The organism is Sediminibacterium sp. C3, from assembly GCF_000508085.1.
In the GTDB taxonomy this organism is placed as follows: Bacteria; Bacteroidota; Bacteroidia; order Chitinophagales; family Chitinophagaceae; genus Sediminibacterium.
The window spans coordinates 3085497-3105914 of record NZ_KI669560.1 but is presented as its reverse complement, the minus strand read 5'-3'; the positions used below and the strand labels follow the sequence as shown (position 1 = coordinate 3105914).

Sequence of the window (20418 nt, the reverse complement as noted above, 5' to 3'; positions counted from 1 at the left end):
CGATACAATGAAAGCAATTCTAATATTTATAGCTGGACTAATGCTGGCCAGTTTATTAAAAGGGCAGGTTCTGGTAAAGGGGACAGTTAAAGATCAGAAGGGGCGTATTCTGGCGGGTGCCAATATAATTATAAAGGATAGTTATGATGGAACCCTTTCAGACTCTACTGGTGCTTTTTCATTTAAGACCACTGAAAAGGGAAAAGTTATACTGGTCGTTAGCAATATTGGATATAAAACCCTTGAGCAGGGATTGGATTTAGGAATTGACACATTGGCCATTGCACTTTATTTAAAAGAAGAAATCAACGAGCTGAAAGCAGTTATTATAACTGCTGGTTCCTATGAAGCCAGTGATAAGAAAAAAGGTACAGTATTAAAGGCCCTGGACATTGCTACCACAGCAGGAGCCAATGCGGATATTTCGGCTACTATTCAAACATTACCTGGTGCGCAAAAAGTAGGTGAGCAAGAAGGATTGTTTATTCGTGGGGGTTCCGCCGAAGAAGCAAAAATTATCATTGATGGAACTGTGGTTAATAATTTCTTTTATAGCAGCGTACCGGGTATTGCACAGAGAGGAAGATTCTCTCCTTTTTTATTCAATGGAACCGTATTTAGTAGTGGGGGCTATTCTGCCTTATATGGTCAGGCACTAAGTAGTGTATTGAATTTGGAAAGTCTTGATATACCAGAAAAATCAGAATTGCAACTGGGACTTTCACCATTGTTTGCTTCTCTGGGATTACAACAGGTAGCAGCCAATAAAAAATCTAGTTATGGATTCAGTTACAATTGGACGAATTTAACCGTGTACCAAAAGCTGGTACCACAGGCTCCTGACTTTTTCAAGGTCCCCGATTTTCATACAGCTGATGCCAATTACCGATTTAAAACCAAGAAAAACGGAGTGTTCAAGATATATGCCTATTATAATTCAGGATCATTAGGGGTAAGAAATCCTTCGCTGGATAGTCTTGGATTGTGGAACGCGTTTCAGTTGAACAATCAGAACCTATTTACTAATCTGAGTTTCCGACAGTTTTTAGGAAATGGCTGGAAGCTGAATCTGGCAGGTAGTATTAGTTATAACAGAGATCAGATAGTAAGTCAGGTTCAGAATCAGCAATATCAATCGGTTCCTAAAACACAGATTCCGGTAATTGATCAGGCGTCATTTACCAATTATGCTACCCAATGGATGTTCCAGTTGAGGGCGGTAGCCGAAAAAAGATTCGGGTCTATTAATACACTTAGATTTGGAGCTGAACTATGGAATAACCAGGACAGTGCCCGATTCCAAAGTGTATTGGGTTTGTACCCTTCTTTGGTTAAAGACAGGTATACAGCGGGTTTTGCGGAAGCAGATTTATATATTACCAATGAGCTGGCCTTTCGTCCGGGCTTGCGGATAGAACACAGTAGTTTGCTTAACAAAGTGAATATAGCCCCCAGAGCTGCCTTGTCTTATAAGCTTTCAAAGAATAGTCAACTATCAGCTGACTATGGAATTTTCTATCAGACACCGGAAAGACGGTATTTGATTAACCAGTCTGCAGTAGACTTTTTAAGAGCTGATCATTACATTTTAACCTATCAGCATATTTCTTCGAGTTACACTTTCAGGGCCCAGGCTTTTTATAAAGACTATGTGAGTTTATTAAAAACATCCAGTGGATTTCCTGTTGTAGTAAACAACAATGGTTATGGGTATGCTAAAGGAATTGAATTATTCTGGAGAGATCGCAAGACGTTTAAAAATTTTGATTACTGGATCAGCTATTCTTATCTGGATACTAAAAGAGATTATAATAATTATCCAGCATTTGTTCAGCCTGGTTTTGCTGCAACACATAGTGGTAGTGTAGTACTAAAAAAATTCTGGGTCAAAAATATGTTTGGCGTAAACTGGAGCTATAACTGGAGTACGGGCAGACCTTATTATAACCCCAATCGTTCAGCCAAAGAGTTTTTATCTGATAAAACCATTGCCTACAGTACCAATAATTTCAGTTTAAACTGGTTGCCTAAAATTGGAAAAGCCAATGCAGTTGTGGTATTGGGAATTAACAATGTATTTAATGAGAGACAAATTTTTGGATACAATTACAGTAGCAGGGTAAGAGATGCGGATGGATTATTGATTCGTTCGGAAATTAATCCCCCGGCTTCCCGTAGTTTTTTCCTCGGCGTTTTTCTTAGCTGGGGTGTAGACAGAACACAACAAAATATCAATAGTAATTTATAAACAACTAATACAAACAACATGAACCATCTTACCGAAAACAAGGATGAAATTCTGTGGCAAATTGCCAAAGAAAGAGTAGGCTTTAAATGGAGCTTAGTCAGTTATATTATTGTAAATCTATTTTTAACTGCCATCTGGTTTTACGCTTCGCGTGACTTAGGCCATTTCTGGCCAATCTGGCCCATACTGGGCTGGGGTATCGGGCTGGCATTTCAGTATGCAAAAGCCTATCATGGTAATCAAATCAACAGTGTAGAAAGCGAATATCAGAAACTTAAAAATCAACAATAACCAGTTAAAATATATAGTATGAAAAAATTATTATCCCTAATTGCACTATTTTCTGTTTTGGCATTGAATGCACAAACAAAGTACGAATCTGCCATGCAAAATGGATTTGCCAAGTTAAAAGAATCCAAAGGAGCGGATGATTTACAGGCATTAGGTGCTTACTATGAGCGTATTGCCGAAGCAGAAAAAACACAGTGGTTGCCCTATTATTATGCAGCCAGACATTATACCATTGCAGCTTTCATGAATCCGGCGGCTGATAAAGATAAAGTTGCTTCCAAAGTTTCAGAATTAATAAACAAAGCAGAAACCATAGAACCTGCCAATGCAGAAATCTATTGTTTAAAACAACAGGTTGCTGTGATGCAATTATTGGTAGATCCAATGTCTCGTTGGCAAACTTTTGGGGCTCAGGCCTCCGAAGCCATTGCCAAGGCTAAGGAGATTGATCCATCCAATCCAAGACCTTATTTATTGGAAGGACAATATCTAATGAATGTGCCGGAAGCATTTGGTGGTGGTAAAGCCGTTGCGAAAAAACTGTTTGAAAGATCACTGGAACTGTTTTCAGGTTTCAAGCCATTGTCTGCATTACATCCGAATTGGGGTAAGGAGCAGGCTGAACAATTGTTGGCGGCTTGTCAATAATTTGTGTATCCATTCTAATTTATCATTCATACAGTTGGGTATCTTTAACCAATTAATGCACTTCTAATGAGTCAGACAGAAAAATTTTCTGCAGTTGAAAGCCTTGCTTTAATCGAGAGCATGATTAATAAAGCTCAAAACAAGTATTCTGAAAACGGAACATTGTATCTGCTTTGGGGATGGGTGGTTTTTTTATGTGCTGTTCTGCATTATGGATTGCTGACTTTTACCGAATTAGGGAAGTCGGCCAGTCTGGTCTGGTTATTGACTTTATTGGCAATGGCTTATCAGCTGTATTATATTATTACACAACAAAAGAAGGCAAAGGTTAAAAATTACACAGATGAAATAATCGGTTATGTGTGGATGGTTTTTGGAATCTGTATGGGGTTGGTTACATTGATTATTTCACAATTAGGGACATGGCAGTTATTGTATGCGTTTATACTTTTATTTTATGGGATGCCAACCTTTTTAACGGGTGCAATCATGCGTTTTAATCCTTTAAAAATTGGCGGATTACTTTGCTGGACACTGTCAGTATGTTCTGTGTTTGTACAAGGCCGTGAAATAATTTTATTATTGATACCGGCCGTGCTGGGCGCATGGATAATCCCAGGATATCTCTTGAGAGCAAAATTTAAAAATTCAAACAATGGCTAAGGAGTCAACCTTCTCAGAACAGGAGAGTTTACAGCTGATTGCTGAAATGATTAAAAAGGCAAAGGGCAGCTATCACGATACAGGTATCGGGTCTTTATTGTGGGGTGCAGTAGTTGCCATTGCTTCCGGCGTTAATTTCCTGCAACGAGAATATGATTTTAAACTTGGATTTGATATCTGGTGGCTCGTGCTGGCAGCCATCATTCCTCAGGTTTATATTTCTATTCAGGAAAAGAAAATAAAGAAGGCGAAGCTATATGACGACGATCTGGTTGATGTAGTTTGGCTGGTTTTCGGAATCAGTATTTTTGCTATGGGATTTTATCAGAATTTTGTTCCTGTTCAGACAGAAAAGTTTATTGCAGAAGAAGGTTGGACCCTGATGAAGCACTATTCCGATGGAAGACCAGATGAAGTAATCAGACCTTTTACGCCTTCTTTATATTCTATTTATATTTTATTATACGCTTTCCCCACGATGGTTACCGGAATGGTTAAGAAATTTGCACCTATGAAGCTTGGCGCGATTGCCACTTATGGTTTATTTATACTGAGTCTGTTCACTGAAAGCCGCTATGATATGCTGTTAGGGTCAATTGCAGCTTTGGTTTGCTGGTTTATTCCGGGCATTATTTTAAGAAAAAAATACCTGCGTCAGGTTTCTGTGAATGTTTAAAGAACTGGATCCCATATTGCATTCGCAGCTAAGATTGGCAGTAATGAGTTTGCTCATTAGTGTAAAAGAAGCTGAATTCACTTTTATAAAGGAGAAAACGAATGCGACTGCCGGTAACCTGAGTGTGCAGGTTCAAAAGCTAAAAGACGCCGGTTATATTGAAGTAATAAAACAGTTTAAAGACAATTATCCTCAAACCACCTGTAAGGTAACTCCCGAAGGAGTCAAAGCCTTTGAAGCCTATGTGCAGGCTTTGCAACAATACCTGAAAGTTTAAACATCTTGGCCTATTTTGTTGTTATACTAACCAATGCAACAGATAGTAAAAGTTTCAGGTTTAACGAAACAATTCGGATCCTTTACAGCGGTAAATCAGCTTTCCTTTTCAGTGGATCAGGGCGATGTATATGGTTTTCTGGGCCAAAACGGTGCGGGAAAAAGTACTACTATCCGTATGCTCCTAACATTAATTACCCCCTCAGAAGGCAATATTGAGCTTTTCGGTCTGCCACTTCATTCTCACCGTAAAGAAATTCTTCAACAAGTTGGTGCAGTAATTGAAAAGCCCGATGTATATAAATACCTGAGCGCATACGAAAATTTAAAATTATTTGCCAGATTAAGTGGCATCAAAACTACAAGGGCCTTGTTAATGAATCAGCTTGAACAGGTAGGGCTGGCAGAGAGAGCGCACGACATTGTTAAAACCTTTTCTCAGGGAATGAAACAAAGGTTGGGTATTGGTATTGCGCTGGTACATAATCCGCAGATAATTGTGTTGGATGAACCCACCAATGGTTTGGATCCACAGGGTATAGCCGATATACGAAATTTAATACTCTTCCTTTCCAGAGAACAAAAGAAAACAGTGATTGTTTCTTCCCACCTTTTAAATGAAATAGAGCAGATTGCAACCCGTATTTTAATTATTGACAAAGGGAAAAAGCTGGTAGAGGGATCCGCATCAGCGCTGATAAATGAGGAACAAGCCATTTTGGAAATGGAAGTATCCAACAGGGAATCCGCACATCAGATTCTTGCTGCTTCCGAGTGGAGAAATCAGTTGCTTCCGGAGAGAGAGGGTAAGTTGCTGGTTAAAATTAAAAGATCGGAGATTCCTGCTTTTAACCGAATGCTTGCCTCGAATGGGGTTGATATATATTCTTTGGCTTCCAGAAACAATCTGGAAGATTATTTTTTACAAGTAACCGCTGGAAAACAATATGTGGGAACATTTACAAATTGAATTGTACAAGGTCTTTAAAAGACCCAGAACCTATTTGTCTTTTGCAGCCATTACTGCATTGATTGGTGTTATTCAGCTGGGCTTATGGGTGGATGGAAAAGAGTATGCAGATTTTGTTATGGCCGACTTTGCCAGTAGTTTCAGTGTGGATGGCAAAATTCTGAATGGATATTTTATCTGCTATGTAATTCTGCAATTGTTGCTGGTGCATGTTCCTTTACTGATTGCGCTGATTGCTGCTGATATGATTTCGGGGGAAGCCAATATGGGAACCCTTCGTTTGTTAATGACCAAGCCGCAATCCAGAACATCTATTGTGCTGGCAAAATTTCTGGCTTCTTCTATTTACACGGTTTTGTTGTTGATCTGGATTGCCATTATGGGTTTGTTATTGAGCATGTTGATTTTTGGAACCGATGATTTGTTCCTGATGAAAAGCAGTTATGTGGTAATTGTAAAAGAGTCTGATGTGTTCTGGAGATATGCAGGAGCTTTCTGTTTTGCTGCACTGGCTATGATAACCGTGGCAGCACTGGGCTTTCTCTTATCTTTTTTTGCAGAAAATTCCATTGGTCCCATAGTTGCCACGATGAGTGTTATTATTGTGAGTACCATTCTGAGTACCATGAATATTCCCTTATTCAATTTAATAAAGCCCTATTTATTTACTACCCATATGATTACCTGGAAAGAGTTTTTCGATTTCAAGGTAAACGATGCCAATGAAGCCATAATCGGAAGCATTCAGAACCCGCAGAAGATAGTTCAGTCGGCCGGTATCCTGTTCATTCATATTTTTTTATTTGTAGGAACAGCCATTGCCTTATTCAGAAAAAAAGATATTCTTAGTTAGTTTATGAAAAATACAATTGTGAAATTATTATTGTTAACCCTATTCGCTTTTTGGGGAGAGACAAGGGTTCAGGCACAGGATATGAATGCATTGGTGATGAAAGTGAAAGCTAAACTGGATAAAGTAAAGGACTATACCGCTGATGGTAAAATGAAAACAGATGTGGCTTTTATTAAAGCACCCATCGGCAAAGTAAAAGTGTTTTTTAAAAGTCCTGATAAGTTTAAGTTGCAAAGAGATGGAGGGATTTCTGTTTTACCGAAGGGCGGCGTAAGCATTAATATTGGCAGCATGGTTATGCAAACCGGATTTGTGGCAATTGATGCAGGGATGAGTACGGTTCAAAATCTTCCGGTTAGGGTTGTGAAACTATTGCCGAATGCGGATGCAGGAGATATTATTTTATCTACTCTATATATAGATGAACAAAATTTACTAATCCGTAAATCAGTTACTACTACCCGGGAGAATGGAACTTATGAGATGGAATTAATTTACGGGAAGTATGACGAATATGGATTGCCTGATAAGGTAATTTTCAGTTTCAACGCTAAGGATTACAAATTACCCAAAGGCATTACACTGGAGTTTGACGATACAGATAAAGCCATTAAAGACAAGATGAAAGGCAGGAAGGGGAGAGTAGAAATCAACTATACTTCCTATACCATCAATACAGGGTTAAGCAATAGTATTTTCAATAATCAGTAAAATCAATTGGTATTAAAATAGGGTAACACCCCAGGTTCTTTTGAAAATTTCACCTGGCACCAATAGATTCATACCCTCTTTCTGTCTCAATTCTCCTGTAGCATTTACCGAGTCTGCAATACCACACCAGGGTTCAATGCAAACAAAGGGGGCATCTTTGGCACTCCAGATTCCCATGTAAGGAAAGTCTTTCCAGGAAAATATAAATCCATGTTTGGATTGGGAGTTCTTCAATTCAATGGTATTGGATTGAAGGTGTTTGAAAACCAGGGCATCGCCATAGAACAATTCTTTGGTTAAGGCAATTTCATTAGTGTTTTCAAAAAAGGGGGTTGGTTTTTCTTCAATCAAACCTTCTGCAGAAATTGGCCATTTGCCTGCGGATTCTTTTTCACTGAAAATCAATTGGTAATCACTGAATTCATAGGAGGGTTCCAGGGGCACTTTAAATGCAGGATGCGCACCTATGGAAAAGTACATGGGTTTAATATCAATATTGATTACTTCGTAAGTACAGCTGAGCTGGTTCTTGTTCAGTTCGTAAATAATATTCAGTTTGAATAAAAAGGGGAACTGAGTAAGTGTCTCCTGATCTGCCTGAAGGGTTAAGCATACCCTGTTCTCTTTTGATTCAGTTATTTTGAAATTCATGTCACGGGCAAATCCATGTCTGCTTAATGTGTAGGAATTGCCATTGTGATGGAAACTATTGTTCTTTAGTGTTCCAACGATGGGAAACAATACCGGACTTTTTTTACCCCAGAATTGAGAGTCGCCACTCCACAAATAGTCCAGTTGAGTCTCTTTGCTGAATATTTCCTGTAATTCGGCACCTTTCTCTGAAATGGAAACTTTGAGGCTATTATTTTCTAATTGTATCATGGTTTTTACCCTTCGTTTTCTTCAATTCTTTCATCCACAGCATTGGCCAGCATACGGGCACTGATTTTTCTGAGTGGGTTTCTGTTTCTGTCTGCATGACCCATCCGATGATTGATGATATCAATACATTCGAAAGTGGCTGCCAGAAAAGAAGTATGATCGGCCTTTCCTTTGCCAGCTATATCAAAAGCCGTTCCATGATCTGGGCTGGTTCTAACGGAAGGGAGACCAGCTGTATAGTTTACCCCTTCGCCAATGGCCAATGATTTAAAAGGAATCAATCCCTGGTCGTGGTACATAGCAAGAACAGCGTCAAATTTTTCGTACATGCCTCTTGCAAAGAAGGCATCTGCTGAATAAGGGCCAAAAACCAGTGATTTGTTTTTTGCTTCTTTAATAGCAGGTTTAATGATTTCAATTTCTTCTTTCCCAATCAGTCCTTCGTCTCCTGCATGAGGATTCAATCCCAGAACGGCAATCTTGGGTTTGTCTATTCCAAAATCCTTTTGCAAAGACTGATGCATGATTTGCAGTTTACTAAGGATGGATTCCTTGGTAATATGTTTGGCAACTTCTTCAACAGTTACATGTTCGGTAACCAAACCCACTCTCATGTTTTCGGCGACCATAAACATCACTACATCCTTTACGTTGAAAAAAGCTTTGAAGTAAGGAGTATGACCGCTGTATTGAAATTGTTCGGACTGAATATTTTTTTTGTGAATAGGGGCTGTTACCAAACCGTGAATATGACCTTCCTGCAGGGCTTTGGTGGCTTCTTCCAGTGATTTCAATGCATATTTGCCACCGGTTTCGTTCAGTTCTCCGGGGGTAATGGTAACTTCTTCTTCCCAAACCGTAAATATATTTACCTGTTTGGGATTCAGGCGGGAAAACTGATTGATATTGGTGCAGTTGAAATTAGAATCGGGTATGCTTTTTCTGTAGAAATTCAGGCATTTGTTATTGGCAAATACAACGGGAACGCAAAAGTCAAGGATACGCTGATCCATTAAAGATTTGATGATTAGTTCCAATCCAATCCCATTTATATCTCCGCAAGTGAAGCCAATAATGGGTTTTTGTGTTTCGTTACTCATTTACCACGATTTAGGTTGCTAAAATACTACTTTTGCAGTCATGCAATATACGCTCAAAAAGTCGCTGGGACAGCATTTCCTTACCAATGAAAATATCTGTAAGCAGATTGTGGCTGTTCTGAAAGAAAAGCCGGAAAACCTGCAACAGGTGCTGGAAGTAGGGCCCGGTGCAGGCGCCCTGACCAAGTATTTGCTGGACTTGCCCATTCAACAATTCAAGGCAGTTGAACTGGACAACGAAAAAGTACTGTATTTACAACACCAATATCCGGCAATTTCCAATGCTATTATCGAAGGTAGTATCCTGGATGTTCCGGTACCTTTTGCGGGGCCATTTACCATGGTGGGTAATTTCCCTTATAATATTTCAACACAGATTGTCTTCAGGGTATTGGAGTGGAAAGAGCAGATTCCGGTAATGATAGGCATGTTTCAAAAAGAAGTGGCTGAGAGAATTGTTTCTAAACCGAATACCAAAGTATATGGCATCCTGAGTGTGCTGGTGCAGGCATTTTATGAGGTAGAGTATCTATTTGATGTACCCCCTGAGTCTTTTAATCCTCCCCCAAAAGTAATGAGTGGGGTGATTCAGCTTAAACGAAAAGACAATCCTGTAGCGGTGAGAAGCGAAAAAGCCTTATTCACACTGGTGAAAGCTGCATTCGGACAAAGGCGGAAAATGCTAAGAAATCCAATGAAACCTTTTTTTGATGCTACTGTTTTACAGGAAGAAATCTTCACTAAAAGGGCAGAGCAGTTAACCGTAGAAGATTTTGCTGCACTGACTTACAGAATGGCTTAAATACAAGCAAATGAAAGTAATTGTTACTGCTAAAGTACATCCCTATTTAATAGAGACGCTGCGTGCGAAAGGATACGAAGTATGCTATGAACCAGCCATCTCGTACGAAGAATTGCTATTGCAAATAAAAGAGGCTGTTGGATTGATTGTAACCACGAGGTTGCGTATTGACCGCGCTGTAATTGATGCCGCTCCTCAGTTGAAATGGATTGGCAGATTGGGCAGTGGTATGGAATTGATTGATGTTACCTATGCACAGAGCAAAGGTATTCAATGTGAAAGCAGTCCGGAGGGAAACCGCAACGCAGTTGCTGAGCACGCATTGGGTTTGTTGCTTAACCTGATGAATAGAATCAATAGCGCCTGCAATGAAGTTAAGCAAGACCTTTGGTTGAGGGATGAGAACCGCGCCGATGAGTTGACTGGTAAAACAGTAGGCATAATCGGGTATGGAAATACGGGATCTGCTTTTGCACGATTGCTTGAGCCTTTTCAGGTAAAGCTGCTTGCTTATGATAAGTATAAAAAAGGATTCGGATCTGGCTATATAGAAGAGTCTTCTCTTGAACAGATCATGCATGAAGCCGAAGTAATCAGTCTTCACCTTCCGTTAACCGAAGAGACCCGCCACTTTGCTAATACAGCCTTTTTTAATCAACTCAAAAAACAACCTTACTTTTTAAATACCTGCAGGGGAAAAGTAATGGATACAGCTGCTGTTGTAATGGCTCTGGAAAACAAACAGATCCGGGCAGCAGGTTTGGATGTGCTGGAAAATGAAAAGCTGGATACTTATGACGAAACCGAAAAATTGCGTCTGAGCCAGTTGCTAAGTTTTAAGAATGTTATCATAACTCCTCATATAGCAGGATACAGCCATGAAGCTTTCTATAAAATGGCGGACATTGTACTACAAAAACTGCATCTCTGATTGTCTAAAGACCTCCGGTATTTATTGCTTTTAATGATTTTCCTGTAGTACTTATGGTTGCTGTTGAATCTATGCTGAGTGTATATGACTTAAAGAACGCATCTGATAGTTTCAGCTCTGATTTATTCAAAACTTTAATTGCGGCTTTATGAATAGTATCTACCGCCGATAGGCTGATTACTGATTTGTTTGTAGCGGAAAGATTCAAATATTTATTTGTTAGGCCAACACAGGTAATCGTTGAATTGTTTTGCGAAACTAATTGTAAACTGTCTGTTTGAAAATGGTGCAAAGTGATCTGGGATTCAATACTAGATAAAGATTTCAAGTTATTACAGTAGAGGTTTAATACTGGTAATCCTCCATCTGAGACTGAGTCTCTTTGTAAAAAAAGGGTATCGTTTTTTACAAAGTATTCGTATCCAATGGGGCTATAAAAATAATAAGTTAACAAGCTTGAGTTTTCCTGTTGATAGATATTGATTAAAGGGAGATAAACAGGCTCTTCTTTTATTGCACTTTTTATTTCCTTAATATGATGAAAAGGAGGTAGAATTACTTTTTTTACGGAGGGTAGTATATTCTTCTTTTTGTATTCCGCACTTAATTTAAAATTGATCATTCCGAAGCAGGCGCATATTACAGTGATAGTTATGGCCAGGATTAGATTACTTTTTTTCATAAAGGTTTTTTATTCCATTTTAAATATTGTTGATAAAGTGCATCTATTTCTCCGATTGTAATTTGCAACAATTGCATATTCTTGAAAACAGTTGGTAAATCCTGTTCTGTAAACTCTTTCTTAAGATAGTCTGTCACTTTTTTTAAACCATTCACCGACACAAAAAATCCGACCCCCCTTTTGTTGGTGATAATTTCTAAATCCTGTAAGTATTCGTAGGTTCGCATTACAGTATTGGGATTAACTTCCAGGTTAATAGCCAATTCTCTCACTGAAGGGATTCTTTCTTCCTCTTTAAAAATTTGAAGCAGAATCTTTTCACAAATAAGATCAGCAATCTGAATGTATATGGCTTTATTTGAATGGAAATTCATGGGGTTGGGCTGTTTAAATCTGTTTTTCCTTTAACTTATAATAACTCATTATCCAACAACTACTATAGAGAAAAATTGGCAGGAACCAACTGATGCGAAGCTGCCATGATTCCGGTAGAGTTACAATCCCGGTTGGTTGTTGTAGTGGTCCTATTCGGAAGGAGTCTGTGAAATATTTGCCATGGGGCATAATTTCTTCAGGTATTAACATTACCAGCATTTTATTATTCAGGTAAATGATACCAATAAATGAAATAACAAACAGGATGGCTGTTTTTACATAGGCATTACGAATAAAACTAAGTGAGCCCAAGTGAGCAATAGAAGTAGTGATAAAATATAGAATCACTAATTCTTTAAATAGAATAGTGTCAGACTGAAAGATTGGCTTTCCTTGGTAATAATGCTTTTCCTGTTCTATAATCCAATTAGGAATAGCTACGAATTCATTATAAGTCAAACACATAAGCCAATCTATTCCCGTAAATATGCCCAAATAGATAATTAAATACATGATTTGTGTTAATGCAAAACCTACTAATAATTTTTCTCCTGTCGTGGCCGGTAATAACAAAAACTGAATGGTTTTTGCCTCCGATTTAAAGAAACCATAATGACTGGAAGAAAATAATGTCCCGCCTAAAAGGAGACCAATAACGAAAATCATTTTTCTATCACCTGTAGGAAACATACTGTGGAAACTGGCAACAATTAGTAATCCATAGGATAGAAATAAAATTCCCAATCCTGCCAGGAACATAAGTAAATAGCTACTTCCGCTCTCTTTAAAGTTTTTTCTAAGCAAAAGCAATGCCCTTATTAAACTAAAGTGGTTGTTCATGATTTCTGATTAAAAAGTTCCTGAATCGCAATTTTATTTGTAATGCCTGCATTAAAGAATAATTCAAGGTCTAGTTTAGAGACGTCTTCTTCCATTTCTCTTTTTTTAACAAAAAGGTGTCCGGCTATGCTTGTTTCGTGATAAATCCAGCTATTGCTTATTTCTTGCTGATTGCTATGCTGAAAAATAATTTTCTCTATGATTGTATTGGTATCTGTATTCACAATAATTTCACCATTATCTACCAGAATAATCTGATCAATTAAGCTGTCTAAATCTTTTACTTGATGCGTACTGATGATGATGCAATTATCTTCATTCACAATGGAGGCAATCAGTTTTCTTAGAATTCGCTTAGAAGGGATATCCAGACCATTTGTGGGCTCATCCAAAATAATGAGTGATGCATTAGATGCCATACCAAGGGCAATCCATACTTTTTTCTTTTGACCAAAACTCATTTTATTTAGCTTGGTCATTGGCACATCTAATTCCTTTAGATAATCCAAAAACTGAGTTTGATTGAACCGTGGATAAAATGGCACTTGTTCAGCAGCAAAATCAAGCACATGGATATTCGGCGTATCAATTTCCTCCGGTATAAAAAATACCTGATTCAGGAAATCAGGTTCTCTTTTCATGGGATTAGCATTGCATACAGTTAACAGACCTTTTTGTGGATGCACCAATCCCGCCATTAACTTTAACAAGGTGGATTTGCCCGCACCATTTTTGCCCAATAAGCCGTAAACACTGCCAGACTTTAATTCCAGCTGAATATTTGCGTACAGAGGTTTTTGTTTAGTGTACCCAAAACTGACATTGTTAAAATGAATCATGAATAGTGTATTAGTGTAATAGTACACAATAAAAATAAATTTTTTTTTAATTCGCCAAATTTTTATCAGAAAACCATATTCGATAGAATAGGATTATTTTCTTACCTTTGTATTTATGCAACGTCGCAGTCAAATGTGGCGTTGTATTTTTTTTTACCAATCCTAAAGCCGGAACTATGAGTGAAACCAACATGTATGTTACGAAAGAGACTTTCGATAAGATGCGCGAGGAATTGCAGAAAATGAAATCTGTAGACCGTCCTGCTGCTTCCAAAGCAATTGCTGAAGCCAGAGAGAAAGGTGATTTAAAGGAAAATGCAGAGTACGATGCGGCTAAAGAGGCTCAAGGCATGTTAGAAGCTAAGATCAAACAATTAGAAGGTGCTATTGCCAATGCTAAAATTGTAGATACCAGTACCATTGATACCAGTAAAGTAACCATCCTGACCAAAGTAACCATTACCAATATAGTTACCAAGAAGACGGTGACTTATCAGATTGTAGGTGAAAAAGAAGCCGATCTGAAACTGGGAAAGATATCTGCATCTTCTCCAATTGGGAAGGGCTTGCTGGGTAAAGTAAAAGGGGAAGTGGCTGAAGTGCAGGCACCCAATGGTATCATCAAGTTTAAAGTTGAAGATATTACGGTATAAATTTTATACATGACAATTTTTTCCAAAATCATCGCAGGAGAAATTCCATCCTACAAAATTGCAGAGAACGATCGGTTTTTTGCCTTCCTGGATATATTTCCATTGGTAGAAGGCCATGTGTTGGTAATACCCAAAACAGAGACCGATCGATTCTTTGATTTATCGGATGATTATTTGTCTGAAATGTTGCTTTTTGCCAGACCCATTGCCAAAGCAATAGAAAAAGTATTCCCCTGCAATCGTTGTGGTATTAGTGTGGTGGGATTAGAAGTGCCACATGCGCATATGCACCTTGTTCCTATTAACAGTGCCGATGATTTAAACTTCACCAGAGGAAAATTGAAAATGACACCTGAGGAATTGAGTCTGGTTCAACAACAAATACTAGCTGCCCTGCATTAGTCCAAAAGGGAATTCCATTCTGTAATTTTCTGATTTTATTTTACACCTGATTATTTTCTAACTCTATCCGGATTTTTACTGAGAAAATCATCCCAACCTTTTAAAGCTTTGCCTTTAACAGCCAGTGGACTATTGCTTTGGTAAAAATGACAAAGCGCTACTGCTAATGCATCCGTTGCATCAAATGATGCAGGTTTCTTTTCAATGTTTAAAGTGAGCTGTAGCATTTTCCAGACCTGATCCTTGTCTGCATTGCCATTGCCTGTGATGGATTGCTTTACTTTTTTAGGCGCGTATTCTGTAACCGGAATTTGTGTTTGCATGGAAGCCGCAATGGCAACGCCCTGAGCCCTGCCCAGCTTGAGCATGCTCTGAACATTCTTTCCAAAAAACGGGGCTTCAATGGCAAAACTATCGGGCTTGTATTGTTTAATTAAATCGGTGATGGTTCTATAAATAATTTCCAGACGGGAATAAATGTCTTTTTCTTTGGTAAGTTTCAACGTATCCATACGAATCAACGATGGTTTGCCTTTTTGAACGCCCAATAAAGCGTAACCTAAAATTTGTGTACCCGGATCAATTCCTAAAATGACTGAATCGTATTTCATTGCTTTGTGAAAATAGTGATAAATAATAAATGACATACACCCTTAACTTTACAAAAACGAAGGATTGACGAAACGAACGAAAAATATCCTGAATTATATAGTTGGTCCGGCTTTATTTATATGGCTTAGCTGGGCTATATATAAACAATTGCAGACACAGACAGATTTAAAGGAATCATGGGAAACTATCCTTGTAGCCGTTAACGGACCAGGTAATTGGAAAATCGGGATTGTGATTTTTTTGATGTTTCTTAACTGGGGAATTGAAGCCCGCAAATGGCAGCTACAGGTGAATAGTATTGAATCCCTCTCTTTTGTGCAAGCTTTTAAAGCGGTGCTTGCAGGACAAGCAATGGGTTTTAATACTATTAATCGGATAGGTGAACCAGCAGCCAGAGCTGCATTTTTACAAGAGGGAAATAAAATCAGAGGTGCTGTTCTTTCCATAACAGGTAGTATGGCACAGATTATCGTAACTTTTTTAATGGGTACTTTATCAATGCTATATATGCGTTGGTATATTCTAAGTGAAGACCGACAACTGGAAGGTCTTTCTGTTTTTTGGCTGGATGGATTTATCTATATTATTGGTGCGGGTATCTTACTTTTTACACTGGCCTATTTTAAACTATCGGGAATTATTCAATTGTTAGAGAGAATTTCCTGGATTGCAAGGTATCGTTTCTTCTTAGAGAAACTGGAGTCTGTTCAGATGAATGAGTTAGTAAGATTGTTAACACTTTCATTGGGAAGATTTCTGGTATTTCTGTTTCAGTATTTTCTGATGTTTCAGGTGTTTGGAGTAAACTTATACTGGCTGGATGCATTTGCCATGGTAGGGGTTATGCTTACTGTTTTAGCTGTTATTCCAACAATGGCTTTGGCAGAACTGGGCTTCCGGGGGAAAGTAAGTTTATTGTTGTTTGGTTTGTTAAACAACAATTCAATCGGAATTATTGCCACAGCCGCTGGTATCTGGTTAATTAACTTAATCTTGCCCGCAATTCTCGGGACTTTGTTTATATTAGGACTAAGAATATTTAGAAACAAATAATCGTGCTGAAAAAATCACTGGTCGTTTTATTATTAATACTGCTTTCCCGACCCTTAACGGCGGGCGATGAATTCTGTGGCATTCGCAATTATGCATTTCAGTCAGGAGAACAAATCTCTTTTACTGTTTTTTATAATGTGATAGGCTTGTATGTGAATGCAGGTACGGCAACGTTTTCAGTGAATGCGGAAAAATTGAACAATGAACCTGTTTATCATTTGGTTGGTGAGGGAACATCCAATTCAAGATATGACTGGATTTTCAAGGTTAGAGATAAGTACGAAAGTTATATAGATACCAATAATCTGCAGCCCATCAAGTTCATTCGCAACGTAAATGAGGGCGGATACAAAATAAATGAAAATGTAAGTTTTAACCGGCAGGCCAATACGGCCACCAGTGAAAAAGGAACGGTGAAAGTGCCCAACTGTATTCAGGATGTTTTAAGTGCTATTTATTATGCCAGGAATATCAATTTTGAAAAATACAAACCGGAAGATAAAATTCCTTTCACCATGTTTCTCGATAATGAGATTTTCAATCTCTATATAAAATATATGGGTAGGGAAACCATCAAAACCCGTTATGGAACTTTCCGGGCGATTAAATTTAAACCCTTGTTGGTAAAAGGAACTTTGTTTGAAGGTGGAGAGAAAATGACCGTATGGGTTAGTGATGATGCGAATCATGTGCCCTTACGCATTGAAAGCCCCATTGTAGTGGGTAGCGTAAAAGTAGACATGATGGGGTATAAAAATCTTAGATATCCTTTTAGTTCATTGGTTTCAACGAGATAAAAAGGTCTGATTGACCAATCACTGCTGCTTATTTAATGTCCGCTAATTTGAGTACTTCTTTCATTCTTACTCCTTTTTCTGTTTGCTGAAGGGTACAGCATTCTATGACGGGATCGTGTTCAAAGAATAAAATATAGTCCTTGTTCACCGCTTCAGTTAAGAAGGATTTTTTCTCCTTCAGTGTAGTCAGTGGAAACATATCATAGCCCATTACATAAGGCAGCGGAATATGCGAAGCGGATGGTAGTAAATCAGCCATGTATACAATGGTTCTTCCCTTGTATTCAATCTGCGGTAGCATCATGCTCTTGGTATGACCATTTACAAAACGGACACGGATGTTTTTTGTAAAGGGAACCGATTCCAATAAACCATCGTTGGTAAATTCATTGGTAGGTGCATCAATCATTTTTAATTGCCCGCTTTCCTGAATGGGTAAAATATTCTTCTTTAAGAAAGAAGCTTTTTCTCTGTCGTTGGGATTCACCGCCCAATCCCAGTGTAAAGGGTTGCTCCAGTAAGTGGCATTGGGAAATGCCGTAACCAGTTTGTCTCCTTGTTTTTCTATGCTACCCCCGCAATGATCAAAATGCAAGTGAGTATGAAAAACATCGGTTATATCGTTTCTGGTAAATCCAATTTGTGCCAAAGCCTCATCCATCTGCTTCGTATCAGACATGCCGTAGTGCCCAAAGAATTTGGCATCCTGTTTAAAGCCCATGCCTGTATCAATCAATATCAAACGACCTTCGTCTTCAATTACCAAACTCCGCAATGCCCAGTTGCAAAGATTGTTTTCGTCAGCAGGATTGAGTTTATTCCACAATGATTTGGGAACAACGCCATACATGGCACCGCCGTCTAATTTGAAATAACTATGATTGATGCTATGCAGTTTCATGAGCCTTCTGTTTAGACTGCAATTTAGCGCCTGAAAACAGAATCAACAATCCTATTACAAAAAATATAACCAGTACCAATACAGAATTTCTTTGTGAGCCAGATAATTCATTGATGTAGCCAAAACTAAACATGCCCACTACAATCGATATTTTTTCTGTTACATCGTAAAAGCTGAAATAAGAAGTAGTATCCTTGGTTTCCGGCATCAGTTTGGCATAAGTGCTTCTGCTGAGTGCCTGAATGCCACCCATTACAAATCCAACCAATACGGCCAGTCCATAAAATTCATAAATGCCATTTCTGGGTAGGGTGTATCCAATTACACAAAGCACAATCCAGAATGCAATGGTGACCATTAATGCTTTGAAATTGCTGGTAATTTTAGACAACCACGCAATGGTATAGGCACCGGGTATAGCGATGAACTGAATAATCAATATAGCGATGATTAAATTCATGGTAGGGATATTCAGTTCGCTCTTTCCATATAAAGTGGCCACTAACATTACCGTCTGAACGCCCATATTGTAAAAGAAGAAAGAGAATAAAAATCGCTTCAGTACCGGCATGGTTTGAATTTGTTTCCAGACCTTATTCAGTTCTTTATAACCTCCTGCTAAAACCTCTTTGTTTGATCTGGTTCCGCCGGCAGGAACTGATTTTGGAAGTCTTTTTAATGCCAGTTGTCCAAATCCCCACCACCAGATACCCACCAGTAAAAAAGAAAGCTGTGAAGCTTTACCTACAGTGATGCCGAATGTATCCGGGGACAACACAAATACAAAACAGATAACCTGCAAAATCATACTCCCGATATAGCCCATGGCAAATCCCTTGGCACTCACTTTGTCTCTGTCTTCAGGGGCTGCTATTTCTGGCAGAAAGGAATTGTAAAAAACCAGACTGCTCCAGAAGCCAATGCAGGCAATAATTAAACAGGCCAACCCAAATGCCAGATTGGTCTTGTCATAAAAATACAAGGCAGAGCAAGCCGCACTCCCTAGCGTACAAAAGAAAAACAGAAACTGTTTTTTGTTGCCCTTGTAATCTGCAATAGAAGAAAGAATTGGAGATAGTAAGGCAACTACAATAAATGCAATGGCTAAAGCATAATTGTATAATGCCGTATTTACGTATTCTCTTCCAAAAAGCGTTACGGTATCATTTAGGGTTTGATCGTTACCGTCTCCGGTTACGGCTTCATAATAAGCAGGAAAAATGGTAGAAGTAATAACCAGATTGTAAGCACTGTTGCCCCAATCGTACATAGCCCAACCATTGATTACTTTTTTGCTGGCTGTAGTAACAGACATGGTATTTATTTCAGGTGTCCTGTTAAGATAAGGATTATTAGAATCAATCCCACAATTACTCTGTACCAGCCAAATAGTTTGAAGCCGTATTTCTGTAAATACGTGATGAAAAATTTGATTGCCAATAGTGCAACCAGAAAAGCTACCACATTTCCCAGTCCCAACAAGATCATATTGTTTCTGGTAAATATTAATTCAGGTGTTTCTGTATATGCTTTCAATAATTTATAGCCTGTGGCTGCGGCCATGGTAGGTACAGCCAGGAAGAAGGAGAACTCAGCAGATAATTTTCGGGTTAATCCCTGTTGCATACCGCCGATAATACTGGCTGCACTTCTGCTTACGCCGGGTATCATGGCCACGCATTGCCAGAAGCCAATGATGAATGATTGCTTATTGGTAATTTCCTCGTCAATTGAGATTTTTGGGTTCTTGAAAAAGGAATCAATAAAAATCAATGCAACACCTCCCAGTACCATGGTTATGGAAACCACCATCGGGCTTTCCAAAAATGCATCAATGGTGTCGGAGAACAAAGCCCCTAAAATCAATGCAGGTAAAACGGCAATGATGAGTTTTAAATAAAATTTCCAGCGATTCAGCGGGAAGAACTTTCCTCTGAATAAAATAACAACTGAACAAATAGCACCCAGCTGAATAGCAACTTCAAATAATTTGGTGAAATCATCTTTGGCAATTCCCATGAAAGAACTGGCAATAATCATATGACCAGTGGAAGAAATAGGAAGGAACTCTGTTATGCCTTCAATAATGGCTATGATGACAGCTTCTAAGTGGGTCATAATTTTGTTTGCAGTAATTAGTGTGATAAATATAGAATAAGCAATGGAAATGACAAAACATAGTCAAAGCCATGCATGAAAATTTACATTTAATA

25 protein-coding genes are annotated in these 20418 nt (G+C 38.5%); 15 read left to right on the top strand and 10 right to left on the bottom strand.

From position 1 onward, the window contains the following. Positions 1-7 precede the first annotated feature (7 nt). The 9 genes from F777_RS0114540 (at position 8) to F777_RS0114500 (ending at position 7336) form a co-directional block, all read left to right on the top strand. Complete coding sequence (locus F777_RS0114540; RefSeq protein ID WP_026752685.1) at positions 8-2248, top strand: TonB-dependent receptor; 2241 nt, start codon at positions 8-10, stop codon at positions 2246-2248. 18 nt (positions 2249-2266) lie between these two features. Further along, on the top strand, positions 2267-2539 hold the full coding sequence (locus F777_RS0114535; RefSeq protein ID WP_026752684.1) for a 2TM domain-containing protein: 273 nt from the start codon (positions 2267-2269) through the stop codon (positions 2537-2539). 18 nt (positions 2540-2557) lie between these two features. Then, the gene (locus F777_RS0114530; RefSeq protein ID WP_026752683.1) at positions 2558-3187 is read left to right on the top strand and encodes a TRAP transporter TatT component family protein; all 630 of its coding nucleotides are present in this window, start codon (positions 2558-2560) and stop codon (positions 3185-3187) included. Between the two features lie 66 nt (positions 3188-3253). Further along, positions 3254-3850, top strand: a complete 597-nt coding sequence (locus F777_RS0114525; RefSeq protein WP_026752682.1) for a hypothetical protein — start codon at positions 3254-3256, stop codon at positions 3848-3850. Beyond that, positions 3843-4526: a hypothetical protein gene (locus F777_RS0114520; RefSeq protein ID WP_026752681.1), complete on the top strand. Its 684-nt coding sequence runs from the start codon at positions 3843-3845 to the stop codon at positions 4524-4526. Before F777_RS0114525 ends, F777_RS0114520 begins: the two co-directional genes overlap by 8 nt. After that, positions 4519-4803 (top strand): winged helix-turn-helix domain-containing protein, encoded by a 285-nt coding sequence (locus tag F777_RS0114515; protein WP_026752680.1) that lies wholly within the window; start codon positions 4519-4521, stop codon positions 4801-4803. Before F777_RS0114520 ends, F777_RS0114515 begins: the two co-directional genes overlap by 8 nt. A gap of 33 nt (positions 4804-4836) precedes the next feature. Then, positions 4837-5772: an ABC transporter ATP-binding protein gene (locus F777_RS0114510; protein ID WP_026752679.1), complete on the top strand. Its 936-nt coding sequence runs from the start codon at positions 4837-4839 to the stop codon at positions 5770-5772. Beyond that, the gene (locus F777_RS0114505) at positions 5750-6625 is read left to right on the top strand and encodes an ABC transporter permease (protein WP_026752678.1); all 876 of its coding nucleotides are present in this window, start codon (positions 5750-5752) and stop codon (positions 6623-6625) included. Before F777_RS0114510 ends, F777_RS0114505 begins: the two co-directional genes overlap by 23 nt. A gap of 18 nt (positions 6626-6643) precedes the next feature. Next, positions 6644-7336 (top strand): hypothetical protein, encoded by a 693-nt coding sequence (locus F777_RS0114500; protein ID WP_235785962.1) that lies wholly within the window; start codon positions 6644-6646, stop codon positions 7334-7336. A 12-nt stretch (positions 7337-7348) separates the two neighbouring features. On the opposite strand, the gene F777_RS0114495 is transcribed toward F777_RS0114500, so the two are convergent. Both F777_RS0114495 and pdxA read right to left on the bottom strand, forming a co-directional pair. Next, positions 7349-8218 carry an aldose 1-epimerase family protein gene (locus F777_RS0114495; RefSeq protein WP_026752676.1) on the bottom strand — a complete coding sequence of 290 codons (870 nt, stop codon included), beginning with the start codon at positions 8216-8218 and terminating at the stop codon, positions 7349-7351. Positions 8219-8223: 5 nt separating this feature from the next. Then, on the bottom strand, positions 8224-9318 hold the full coding sequence (pdxA, locus tag F777_RS0114490; protein WP_026752675.1) for a 4-hydroxythreonine-4-phosphate dehydrogenase PdxA: 1095 nt from the start codon (positions 9316-9318) through the stop codon (positions 8224-8226). A 40-nt stretch (positions 9319-9358) separates the two neighbouring features. On the opposite strand from pdxA, the gene rsmA reads away from it, so the two are divergent. Both rsmA and F777_RS0114480 read left to right on the top strand, forming a co-directional pair. Next, complete coding sequence (gene rsmA / locus F777_RS0114485) at positions 9359-10120, top strand: 16S rRNA (adenine(1518)-N(6)/adenine(1519)-N(6))-dimethyltransferase RsmA (protein ID WP_026752674.1); 762 nt, start codon at positions 9359-9361, stop codon at positions 10118-10120. A 10-nt stretch (positions 10121-10130) separates the two neighbouring features. Next, positions 10131-11051, top strand: a complete 921-nt coding sequence (locus tag F777_RS0114480) for an NAD(P)-dependent oxidoreductase (protein WP_026752673.1) — start codon at positions 10131-10133, stop codon at positions 11049-11051. Between the two features lie 4 nt (positions 11052-11055). Here the strand turns inward: F777_RS0114480 and F777_RS0114475 are convergent, their stop codons facing one another. The 4 genes from F777_RS0114475 to F777_RS0114460 are packed head-to-tail and all read right to left on the bottom strand — an operon-like array spanning position 11056 to position 13787. Further along, a complete protein-coding gene (locus F777_RS0114475; protein WP_026752672.1) occupies positions 11056-11733 on the bottom strand; it encodes a hypothetical protein in 678 nt (225 codons plus the stop codon). Further along, positions 11730-12107, bottom strand: coding sequence for a GntR family transcriptional regulator (locus F777_RS0114470; protein ID WP_026752671.1), 378 nt, complete (start codon positions 12105-12107; stop codon positions 11730-11732). Before F777_RS0114470 ends, F777_RS0114475 begins: the two co-directional genes overlap by 4 nt. 13 nt (positions 12108-12120) lie before the next feature. Continuing rightward, positions 12121-12948, bottom strand: coding sequence for a hypothetical protein (locus tag F777_RS0114465; RefSeq protein ID WP_026752670.1), 828 nt, complete (start codon positions 12946-12948; stop codon positions 12121-12123). Continuing rightward, positions 12945-13787, bottom strand: a complete 843-nt coding sequence (locus F777_RS0114460) for an ABC transporter ATP-binding protein (RefSeq protein ID WP_026752669.1) — start codon at positions 13785-13787, stop codon at positions 12945-12947. Before F777_RS0114460 ends, F777_RS0114465 begins: the two co-directional genes overlap by 4 nt. Before the next feature lie 176 nt (positions 13788-13963). On the opposite strand from F777_RS0114460, the gene greA reads away from it, so the two are divergent. Continuing rightward, positions 13964-14440, top strand: a complete 477-nt coding sequence (gene greA / locus F777_RS0114455; RefSeq protein WP_026752668.1) for a transcription elongation factor GreA — start codon at positions 13964-13966, stop codon at positions 14438-14440. A 9-nt stretch (positions 14441-14449) separates the two neighbouring features. Beyond that, positions 14450-14842 (top strand): HIT family protein, encoded by a 393-nt coding sequence (locus F777_RS0114450; RefSeq protein WP_026752667.1) that lies wholly within the window; start codon positions 14450-14452, stop codon positions 14840-14842. Positions 14843-14892: 50 nt separating this feature from the next. On the opposite strand, the gene ruvC is transcribed toward F777_RS0114450, so the two are convergent. Beyond that, positions 14893-15489, bottom strand: coding sequence for a crossover junction endodeoxyribonuclease RuvC (ruvC, locus tag F777_RS0114445; RefSeq protein ID WP_235785961.1), 597 nt, complete (start codon positions 15487-15489; stop codon positions 14893-14895). 28 nt (positions 15490-15517) lie between these two features. On the opposite strand from ruvC, the gene F777_RS0114440 reads away from it, so the two are divergent. After that, the gene (locus tag F777_RS0114440; protein ID WP_026752665.1) at positions 15518-16507 is read left to right on the top strand and encodes a lysylphosphatidylglycerol synthase domain-containing protein; all 990 of its coding nucleotides are present in this window, start codon (positions 15518-15520) and stop codon (positions 16505-16507) included. A 2-nt stretch (positions 16508-16509) separates the two neighbouring features. Further along, on the top strand, positions 16510-17304 hold the full coding sequence (locus F777_RS0114435; RefSeq protein WP_235785960.1) for a DUF3108 domain-containing protein: 795 nt from the start codon (positions 16510-16512) through the stop codon (positions 17302-17304). A gap of 28 nt (positions 17305-17332) precedes the next feature. Here F777_RS0114435 and F777_RS0114430 read toward each other — a convergent pair whose 3' ends face one another. The 3 genes from F777_RS0114430 to F777_RS0114420 are packed head-to-tail and all read right to left on the bottom strand — an operon-like array spanning position 17333 to position 20323. Further along, the gene (locus tag F777_RS0114430; protein ID WP_026752663.1) at positions 17333-18205 is read right to left on the bottom strand and encodes an MBL fold metallo-hydrolase; all 873 of its coding nucleotides are present in this window, start codon (positions 18203-18205) and stop codon (positions 17333-17335) included. Then, the gene (locus tag F777_RS16930) at positions 18192-19520 is read right to left on the bottom strand and encodes an MFS transporter (protein ID WP_037369567.1); all 1329 of its coding nucleotides are present in this window, start codon (positions 19518-19520) and stop codon (positions 18192-18194) included. Before F777_RS16930 ends, F777_RS0114430 begins: the two co-directional genes overlap by 14 nt. Before the next feature lie 5 nt (positions 19521-19525). Beyond that, positions 19526-20323, bottom strand: coding sequence for an undecaprenyl-diphosphate phosphatase (locus tag F777_RS0114420; RefSeq protein ID WP_026752662.1), 798 nt, complete (start codon positions 20321-20323; stop codon positions 19526-19528). Between the last annotated feature and the right edge of the window lie 95 nt (positions 20324-20418).

Coding starts and splice junctions, on each gene's coding strand:
- F777_RS0114495 (WP_026752676.1), bottom strand. CDS start 8,218: ATGATACAATTAGAAAATAATAGCCTCAAAGTTTCCATTTCAGAGAAA.
- F777_RS0114535 (WP_026752684.1), top strand. CDS start 2,267: ATGAACCATCTTACCGAAAACAAGGATGAAATTCTGTGGCAAATTGCC.
- F777_RS0114430 (WP_026752663.1), bottom strand. CDS start 18,205: ATGAAACTGCATAGCATCAATCATAGTTATTTCAAATTAGACGGCGGT.
- rsmA (WP_026752674.1), top strand. CDS start 9,359: ATGCAATATACGCTCAAAAAGTCGCTGGGACAGCATTTCCTTACCAAT.
- F777_RS0114460 (WP_026752669.1), bottom strand. CDS start 13,787: ATGATTCATTTTAACAATGTCAGTTTTGGGTACACTAAACAAAAACCT.
- F777_RS0114540 (WP_026752685.1), top strand. CDS start 8: ATGAAAGCAATTCTAATATTTATAGCTGGACTAATGCTGGCCAGTTTA.
- ruvC (WP_235785961.1), bottom strand. CDS start 15,489: ATGTCATTTATTATTTATCACTATTTTCACAAAGCAATGAAATACGAT.
- F777_RS16930 (WP_037369567.1), bottom strand. CDS start 19,520: ATGTCTGTTACTACAGCCAGCAAAAAAGTAATCAATGGTTGGGCTATG.
- greA (WP_026752668.1), top strand. CDS start 13,964: ATGAGTGAAACCAACATGTATGTTACGAAAGAGACTTTCGATAAGATG.
- F777_RS0114510 (WP_026752679.1), top strand. CDS start 4,837: ATGCAACAGATAGTAAAAGTTTCAGGTTTAACGAAACAATTCGGATCC.
- F777_RS0114465 (WP_026752670.1), bottom strand. CDS start 12,948: ATGAACAACCACTTTAGTTTAATAAGGGCATTGCTTTTGCTTAGAAAA.
- F777_RS0114520 (WP_026752681.1), top strand. CDS start 3,843: ATGGCTAAGGAGTCAACCTTCTCAGAACAGGAGAGTTTACAGCTGATT.
- F777_RS0114525 (WP_026752682.1), top strand. CDS start 3,254: ATGAGTCAGACAGAAAAATTTTCTGCAGTTGAAAGCCTTGCTTTAATC.
- F777_RS0114470 (WP_026752671.1), bottom strand. CDS start 12,107: ATGAATTTCCATTCAAATAAAGCCATATACATTCAGATTGCTGATCTT.
- F777_RS0114530 (WP_026752683.1), top strand. CDS start 2,558: ATGAAAAAATTATTATCCCTAATTGCACTATTTTCTGTTTTGGCATTG.
- F777_RS0114475 (WP_026752672.1), bottom strand. CDS start 11,733: ATGAAAAAAAGTAATCTAATCCTGGCCATAACTATCACTGTAATATGC.
- F777_RS0114480 (WP_026752673.1), top strand. CDS start 10,131: ATGAAAGTAATTGTTACTGCTAAAGTACATCCCTATTTAATAGAGACG.
- F777_RS0114515 (WP_026752680.1), top strand. CDS start 4,519: ATGTTTAAAGAACTGGATCCCATATTGCATTCGCAGCTAAGATTGGCA.
- F777_RS0114505 (WP_026752678.1), top strand. CDS start 5,750: ATGTGGGAACATTTACAAATTGAATTGTACAAGGTCTTTAAAAGACCC.
- F777_RS0114450 (WP_026752667.1), top strand. CDS start 14,450: ATGACAATTTTTTCCAAAATCATCGCAGGAGAAATTCCATCCTACAAA.
- pdxA (WP_026752675.1), bottom strand. CDS start 9,318: ATGAGTAACGAAACACAAAAACCCATTATTGGCTTCACTTGCGGAGAT.
- F777_RS0114420 (WP_026752662.1), bottom strand. CDS start 20,323: ATGACCCACTTAGAAGCTGTCATCATAGCCATTATTGAAGGCATAACA.